The organism is Citrobacter sp. wls613 (genome assembly GCF_005281195.1).
Taxonomy (GTDB): domain Bacteria; phylum Pseudomonadota; class Gammaproteobacteria; order Enterobacterales; family Enterobacteriaceae; genus Citrobacter; species Citrobacter gillenii.
Window position 1 is genome coordinate 1 of record NZ_SZXN01000051.1, and the last position, 7,588, is coordinate 7,588.

The 7,588-nt window shown below is 50.5% G+C and carries 7 protein-coding genes; 4 read left to right on the plus strand and 3 right to left on the minus strand.

Features of this window, described 5'->3' with window-relative positions; all coding sequences use genetic code 11:
• Positions 1-119 precede the first annotated feature (119 nt).
• Both FDX01_RS08590 and FDX01_RS08595 read left to right on the plus strand, forming a co-directional pair.
• A complete protein-coding gene (locus FDX01_RS08590; protein ID WP_117342532.1) occupies positions 120-443 on the plus strand; it encodes a DUF3302 domain-containing protein in 324 nt (107 codons plus the stop codon).
• 5 nt (positions 444-448) lie between these two features.
• Positions 449-1,585 (plus strand): HlyD family secretion protein, encoded by a 1,137-nt coding sequence (locus tag FDX01_RS08595; protein WP_135911235.1) that lies wholly within the window; start codon positions 449-451, stop codon positions 1,583-1,585.
• 16 nt (positions 1,586-1,601) lie between these two features.
• Here FDX01_RS08595 and FDX01_RS08600 read toward each other — a convergent pair whose 3' ends face one another.
• Positions 1,602-2,555 carry a LysR family transcriptional regulator gene (locus FDX01_RS08600; protein WP_137399627.1) on the minus strand — a complete coding sequence of 318 codons (954 nt, stop codon included), beginning with the start codon at positions 2,553-2,555 and terminating at the stop codon, positions 1,602-1,604.
• Positions 2,556-2,676: 121 nt separating this feature from the next.
• Between FDX01_RS08600 and FDX01_RS08605 the strand changes: the two genes are divergently transcribed.
• A complete protein-coding gene (locus FDX01_RS08605; RefSeq protein WP_096759120.1) occupies positions 2,677-3,417 on the plus strand; it encodes a MipA/OmpV family protein in 741 nt (246 codons plus the stop codon).
• Between the two features lie 86 nt (positions 3,418-3,503).
• Here the strand turns inward: FDX01_RS08605 and FDX01_RS08610 are convergent, their stop codons facing one another.
• On the minus strand, positions 3,504-5,459 hold the full coding sequence (locus FDX01_RS08610) for a glycoside hydrolase family 127 protein (RefSeq protein ID WP_137399628.1): 1,956 nt from the start codon (positions 5,457-5,459) through the stop codon (positions 3,504-3,506).
• 10 nt (positions 5,460-5,469) lie between these two features.
• A complete protein-coding gene (locus FDX01_RS08615) occupies positions 5,470-6,870 on the minus strand; it encodes an MFS transporter (protein WP_137399629.1) in 1,401 nt (466 codons plus the stop codon).
• A 252-nt stretch (positions 6,871-7,122) separates the two neighbouring features.
• Between FDX01_RS08615 and FDX01_RS23675 the strand changes: the two genes are divergently transcribed.
• Positions 7,123-7,588: AraC family ligand binding domain-containing protein (locus tag FDX01_RS23675; protein ID WP_249360917.1), on the plus strand; the 466-nt coding region annotated here is incomplete at its 3' end.

A 7,588-nucleotide genomic window follows, 5' to 3' on the forward strand; every position in this document is an offset into this window, starting at 1 on the left:
ATACACTAAATCAGTAAGTTGGCAGCATCACCCAATCTGGTCATTCCACTATTATGCTCAAATCTATTATTTAAAACTAATAGCATACAAATTCTTTATTTTTAATCCCTGAGGCAAATATGTTTCTTGATTATTTTGCATTAGGAGTGCTTATTTTTGTATTCCTGGTCATTTTTTATGGGGTTATTATTCTGCATGATATTCCCTATCTAATTGCAAAAAAACGTAACCATCCTCATGCCGACGCTATCCATGTTGCGGGATGGGTAAGTCTGTTTACGCTGCATGTTATTTGGCCCTTTTTATGGATTTGGGCAACGCTTTACCGCCCGGAGCGCGGTTGGGGCATGCAAAGCGCTGATTCTTCCCTGATTCAACTTCAGGAACGGGTAGCCGATCTGGAAAAGAAACTGGCCGAGGTTAAGACCTCCCCGGCGGAGTAATATCGATGGATTTACTGATCGTTTTGACCTATGTGGCTTGTGCATGGTCTGTATTTAAAATTTTTAAAATTCCTGTAAATAAATGGACAGTACCGACTGCAGCATTGGGCGGTATTTTTATTGTTTGCGGGCTTATATTACTGATGAACTATAACCATCCGTATACATTTAAGGCGCAAAAGGCGGTTATTTCTATTCCCGTCGTGCCGCAGGTGACCGGGGTGGTAACAGAAGTCACGGATAAGAAAAACACGCTGATCAAAAAAGGCGAGGTGCTGTTTAAGCTTAACCCAGGGCGTTATCAGGCGAGGGTTGACCGCCTGAAAGCCGACATTGTCACGGCACAGCATAAAGAGCAGGCGCTGGTTGCGCAGTTAGATGAAATGAAAGCGAACACGCAGCAGAAAAAGGCCACGCGTGACAAGTTGGCAAAAGATTACCAGCGTTACGCGCAGGGTAGCCAGGCGAAGGTAAATCCTTTTTCTGAACGCGATATCGATGCGGCACGGCAAAACTATCTGGCGCAGGAAGCGTCGGTAAAATCGTCCCTCGCAGAGCAACAGCAAATACAGAGCCAGTTAGACAGCATGGTGATGGGTGAGCATTCACAAATTGCCAGCCTGAAAGCCCAACTGGCGGAAGCAGAATTTAACCTCGATCAAACCGTAGTTCGTGCGCCCAGCGATGGCTATGTTACCCAGGTGCTGATCCGACCGGGCACCTATGCCGCTGCGCTGCCGATGCGTCCGGTGATGGTGTTTATACCGGATCAAAAACGACAGATTATTGCCCAGTTCCGCCAAAACTCACTTCTGCGACTGGAGCCAGGTGACGAAGCTGAAGTGGTATTTAACGCGCTACCGGGGAAAGTTTATAGCGGAAAACTGGCCGCGATTAGCCCGGCGGTTCCGGGTGGTACGTATCAGTCGAACGGCGCGTTGCAATCCTTAAACTCCACGCCGGGTTCGGAAGGGGTGATCGCCACGATTGAACTGAATGAGAATGTGGACGTCAACGCGTTGCCTGATGGTATTTACGCTCAGGTCGCGGTGTATTCGGACCATTTCGCCCATGTATCAGTGATGCGTAAGGTCCTGTTACGCATGACCAGTTGGGTGCATTACCTGTATCTCGACCACTAGGTGCAGACTATTTTACTTACTCAGGTGGCTGTTGTAGCACCTGAGTAAGCTGCTCGCGAATCTCCGCCAACATCTCATCCAGAATAAACTGCACTCGCCAGGGTTGGTATTCACGCTTACGGAAAATCGCGACCAGATCCAGCCACCACTCGTGCTGTTCAGAGAAGCACGGAACCAGCGCCCCAGCCTCAATATCAAGTTGAACGCTTTCATTGGGCGCAAAAACAATGCCCAGATGATTACGTGCCAGCGCCAGCGCGGATTGTGTATTATCGCAGACGTAATTTCCTGTCACCCGATAGTCATGCATCTCCTTGCCACCGGCTGAATTGAATCGCCAAATATTGGCGTCATCAATCATCATTGAATCAATCAAAATACAGGAATGTTGCTCCAGTTCTTCAGGGCTACTGATGGGGTGTTTATCGAGATATCCCTGGCTGGCAAAAGCCGTAACCGCATATTTAGTAATGAAACTGGCAACCAGTGTTTCATCTTTGGGATGTGCGTAGGAAATTAAAACATCACAATCATCAGGGAATTCGACCCCTTCATAAAATGCTTTACGTTCCAGGTTATAGGTTTTCAGCGAGAGGCTAATTCCACCAATATTCTGAATTTTTGCAATAACATGTTGCGATAAGTAAGCAATAATTCCCGTCGGTGCATATACCGTGACCCGACCACGTTTTTCATGCTTATAATCGGCAATAAAATTGTTCAGCTGCTCGTTTCTGTCTAACATGTCATTGATGTAGGGTAGCAACGCGGTGCCAAAGGGCGTCAGGGTAAGTTGTCGGGTGGTTCTGTCAAACACCTTTAATCCAGCTTTTGATTCAAAATCAGCAAGATATTTGCTGACGTTGGCCTGCGCAATGCCGAGTACGGTTGCTGCATGGCTGATGTTTTCACTGGCAGCAATGACCGAAATAATTTTTAGTTCCCGGTGTTTGAGTTGTAATTTGTTCATCGCTGAATCCAATATATATATGATTTTATATATTACTATATAAATATGCGTCTTGCACTGATGAAATTGTAAGCATTATTATGCGCCTGCTTTGTAGCTTATTTTAAAATGGAAAGTTGGCATGTTAATTAAACGCAATATTGCGGCGCTAGTTGCTTTGTCTTTTATGGCAAGTGCATCAGCCGCAGAGTTTTCTCTTGGCGGTGGGGCTGTATATAACGAATCTCCTTATCGTGGATACAATGAAAATGTCCATGCAGTACCGCTTATCAGTTATGAAGGCGAATCATTTTATTTTAGGCAAACAACGCTAGGTTATATTCTGTCGAAGAGTGAAAGTAATGAATTTAGCATTACTGCTTCGTGGATGCCGCTTGAGTTTGACCCAGGCGATAACGACGATCATGCGATGAAGCAGCTCGACAAGCGTGACGCAACCGCAATGGCGGGGGCCGCATGGTATCACCATGAGAAATGGGGCAGCGTGAAAGTCTCTGCCGCAGCGGATGTAATGGACAACAGCAGCGGTTGGGCTGGCGAAGTTTCTCTGTTCCGTCCAATGCCGATGGGCAAGCTGACGCTGACGCCGTCCATTGGTGTGCTCTACTACGATGAAAAATTCAACGAATATTACTACGGCATCTCAGGCAATGAGTCTCGCCGTAGCGGGTTATCTAGCTATTCCCCTGGCGATAGCTGGACACCGTATGCCGGTCTGTCCGCAAAATATGCGTTAACCGCTAACCTGACACTGCTGGCCAGCGCCAACTATAGCGTGCTGCCAGATGATATTAAGGATAGCCCAATGGTTGATCGCGATGACAGCTTCACTTTCCTGTCAGGGGTGAGCTGGCGTTTCTAATTCTCACCCGTTTGTCCTCATGGAAGAGGGCAATTTTTTCATGATGTTTTGACGGATGGCGCCAACAGTCGCCATCCGTCATATCATTACTGCTCGTTGACCCAAATCCGCATTTCACCTTCACCACGGTTCGCCCAGCTAAACCACGGAATAAACGTCAGCGTATGCGTTTGCCGGGAAGCGGGGGAGACATCGTAGTGCCACAACGATTGCTGCGTGGCATCATCAGCGCTTTGCTTCACCCCTTCCGTTTGAATCAGTATTTTATGGCTGAATAGCCCTTTCCCCTCAAAGACCCTGAATTCACTCTCTTTGGGCAGCCACAGGTTATGCAATTCCTCGCCGTTATCCGCCTGCTCCAGACAATAGACTAACGGTCCACGTTGAATGGCAACCTTACCGGCAACATGGCGAACCAGCGGATTACCGTATACCCGACGCACCGGCATCGGGAGCGTCAGGCTCAGCGTATCCCCTTCTTGCCAGGTGCGGGTTATGTGCAAATAGCCTTTGCGAATATCTTGTTCTACAGGCAAACCGTTCAGCATTACCTGCGGCGCGGAGCACCAGTCCGGCAGGCGTAGTGCCAGGGTGTGGTGTACTGGCTGCACGGAATCAATGGTGATATTAACCTGCTCATGCCACGGATAATCTCCGCTAATGCGGAGTTTCAGCGTCCCGTTTTCAACGGGTATTTCCATGCTGTTGCCCACATACATATTGATATACAGCGCGTCCTGGCGCGGCGTGTAGAGGTAATGGCCAATCGACGTTAACACGCGCGCGATATTCGGTGGGCAGCAGGCGCAGCCAAACCAGCGCTGGCGAATGGGCTTCACGTGGTCATAAATATGGTTAAATTTTAGAGATTTAGGATGCACTTCCAGCGGGTTAACGTAGAAAAAGTGTTTCCCGTCAAGCGCCATACCACCCAGTACGGTGTTATACAGCGCGCGTTCCATCACGTCGGCGTACTGACTGTCGGCCTCCATCTCCAGCATCCGGCGGGCGAACATCATCAGACCAATAGAGGCGCAGCTTTCCGCATACACAGAGTCGTTGGGCAGATCGTAATCGCTGCTAAATGCCTCGCCGCTGCTTTGCGAGCCGATCCCGCCGGTAATGTACAGCTGGCGCTGGGCCATATTGTTCCACAGTCGCAGGCAGTCCTGGCGCTTGCCTTCGTCCTGGCTTAAGCGTGCCAGGTGGGCCACTCCTGTCATCAGGTAGACAAAGCGCACGGCGTGACCGATGGCGGTTTGCTGTTCAGATATTGGCTGGTGCGCCTGGCTGTAAGGCTTGTCTTTCACCATCCACGCCGGTCCGTAGGTGTGCCAGTAGGAGGTGCGACCGCGTTTTTCGTACTCTTCATCGTAGAAATGCGGCTGTGTGCCACGCTGCTCAACAAAATAATTTACCAGCGTCATATACCGTGGTTGCTGCGTGACTTCATACAATCGCATGAGCGCCAGCTCAATTTCCGGGTGGCCGGGATAGCCATGCAGCTGGTTTTCACCGGGTCCAAAAACGTTGTCGATATGGTCTGCCAGACGACATACCACCTCCAGTAAGCGGCGTTTTCCCGTCGCCTGAAAGAAGGCCACACCCGCTTCTATCATGTGACCCGCGCAGTACAGCTCATGACATTCGGCCAGATTCGTCCAGCGTTCTTCAGGGGCCTTCACCGTAAAATAGGTGTTGAGATAGCCATCTTCGCACTGGGCGGCGGCGACCAGTTCAATCACCTCATCGGCGGTTTTTTCCAGCTCGGTATCCGGTTTCTGACACAGCGACCAGGCCACGGCCTCCAGCCATTTGGCCACGTCGCTATCCTGAAAAACCATGCCGTAAAACTCACCGGATTGCTGGCCCGCAGCAATGCGGAAATTCTCGATAGCGTGGCTGGGATCAGCTTCTGCAATGCGGTCATTGAGCGCATCCCACTGATAGGGGATCACCACGTCGCGCACCAGTTGCTGGTATTGTCCGAGGAACGGATCGCTGACCGTGAGCTTATGCAGGTCGACTTCTTGTGCGTTCATTTCGTGCTCCTTAAGGCTGTACATGACGCTGACGCAGATCGGTAGCAATGCGCGACATCATCGGGTTATTGAGTTTGCAAAGGCGGATAGACAGCGCCAGCAGTAGGTGGAACAGGGCGGGCAGCAGCGTCTCCATGGCGGTAATACCTTGCAGCGAACTGGCGGTTTGGTTGCCAGCGCCAGGCTGATAGGCGACAAAAATAAACAACACGCTGATGATCCCGGCACTGGAGGCCCAGGCCAGCTTGATAAAAAACAGGTTGAAGGCGAAATTCATGCCGGAGGAACGCACGCCGGTTTTCCATTCGCCGTAATCATCAGCAAAGGCCATCAGCGAGAAGTGCAGCGGCAGCGTGAAGCCGAGAATAATGCCGTTGCCGAGAATCACCGCCAGCCATAACGTCTGGTGCGCTGGACCGGTTGGCAGGAACCACATTAACGCTGCCAGCGCCGCCAGTACCAGGTTGGTGTAGTAATAGAGTTTGACGGTGTCGATGCGTCGCGTCAGCGGGCTAACCACCACCGAACCGATGATCGAGGCGAAGGTGACCATGGTGAAAAACAGCGAGGTGTAAGCGGTACTGCCTTCCAGCACGTAGGTAATGAAGTACATGTACCCGCCGCCACGAATATTAAAGACATTGATCAGCAGGAAGGACATCACCAGCATCAGCAGCAGTTGGTCATTTTTACGCAGTCCGCCGATGTGTTCGCGCAGCGTAAATTTCCCCATCATCGCCAGCGGTACCCGCTCGCGCACCCAGAAGAAACAGCACAGGAACATGACGACTGCGATGGCACACAGGATGCCCACGCCAAACTGATAACCCTGCGCGGCGTTGCCCTGACCGAGTATCTCCACCATCCACGGCAGGCCGACGGAGACTAAAAAACCGGCGACACCGCACAGCACAAAGCGCCAGGACTGGCAGGCGATCACTTCATTGTGGCGCGTCGTCATGGTGTTGATCAGCGCACAATACGGCACATTGATCGCGGTATAGCCGACGGAAAGCAGCAGATAGGTGCCAAATGCCCAGGCGATTTTTACCCCCATGCTGGCGTCCGGGACGGTAAAGGTCAGAACGCCAATAATGCCGATGGGAACGGCCACCCACAGCTGCCATGGGCGAAAGCGTCCCCAGCGGCTTTGCGTGCGGTCGGCGAGGACACCCATGATCGGGTCAGAAACCGCGTCAAATACGCGCAGGGCAATAAACAAGGTGCCGACCAGTGCGGGCGTTAAGCCAAACACGTCAGTATAGAAAAAAGTCAGGAAGTTCATGATCAGGCAGGTAATAACGGTCCCGCCTGCATCGCCTAATCCGTAACCTACTTTTTCACGCAGAGATAATTTGTCGTCTTGTGCACGTTGTGCCAAATCGTTGGTCGTAATCGGAGCCGAAGTCATAAATAACTCCCGGAGAGGATGTTCAGAAAGTACCCCGCTACATTGCGGGCTTTTATTGTGTCATTTGCAAAGTACGTTATTTATTCTGCACCAAATACTCAGACCAACAAGGGAAGGGAAAAGTATAAAAAGATGACAATTCCGACTTAATTGAAAAAGTGTGATTTCGATCCGGCGAGATACTATTTTATCGTGAATAATCAAAGATGAAGGCAGGTTTTTAGGGTGCTAAAAGCGGGAAATTGAATAGTTATGCTTGAATTATCCATGTCACTTCCGATTAAAGTACAAAATGGCGGGCTGTTTATTTCTCGTGGCGTGGGAAGTCATCCGGCGCGGCAACTTCATTCCTGGGAAATTATCTTTGTCGAAAAAGGGACATTAACGATTCGTGAAGGGAACGCTATTTTTAGCGTGCAGGCTGGAGAGAGTTTGCTGCTGTGGCCGCAGCGTTTACATGTCGGCGTGGGACAATTTCCGCCCGATTTAAAATTTTATTGGCTGCATTTTGAAGTGAAGTCCGGTGAGCGTGTTTCACCGTCTGAAGCGCTGCTTTCGATCCCGCAACAGACTCGGGTGAATGAGCCACAATATATTATTTCGCTGTTTCGCCAGTTTTTACGTGAGCAGGAGAATATCCATCGCAGCGTTGCGCTGGAGCTGATCCTGTTGCTGATTTTGCAGCAAATATCCGCTGCCGCCAGCGAACAACCTGCCG

Excerpts from the sequence above, each read along its gene's own strand:
- FDX01_RS08590 (WP_117342532.1), top strand. The coding sequence starts at position 120 with ATGTTTCTTGATTATTTTGCATTAGGAGTGCTTATTTTTGTATTCCTG.
- FDX01_RS08595 (WP_135911235.1), top strand. The coding sequence starts at position 449 with ATGGATTTACTGATCGTTTTGACCTATGTGGCTTGTGCATGGTCTGTA.
- FDX01_RS08600 (WP_137399627.1), bottom strand. The coding sequence starts at position 2,555 with ATGAACAAATTACAACTCAAACACCGGGAACTAAAAATTATTTCGGTC.
- FDX01_RS08605 (WP_096759120.1), top strand. The coding sequence starts at position 2,677 with ATGTTAATTAAACGCAATATTGCGGCGCTAGTTGCTTTGTCTTTTATG.
- FDX01_RS08610 (WP_137399628.1), bottom strand. The coding sequence starts at position 5,459 with ATGAACGCACAAGAAGTCGACCTGCATAAGCTCACGGTCAGCGATCCG.
- FDX01_RS08615 (WP_137399629.1), bottom strand. The coding sequence starts at position 6,870 with ATGACTTCGGCTCCGATTACGACCAACGATTTGGCACAACGTGCACAA.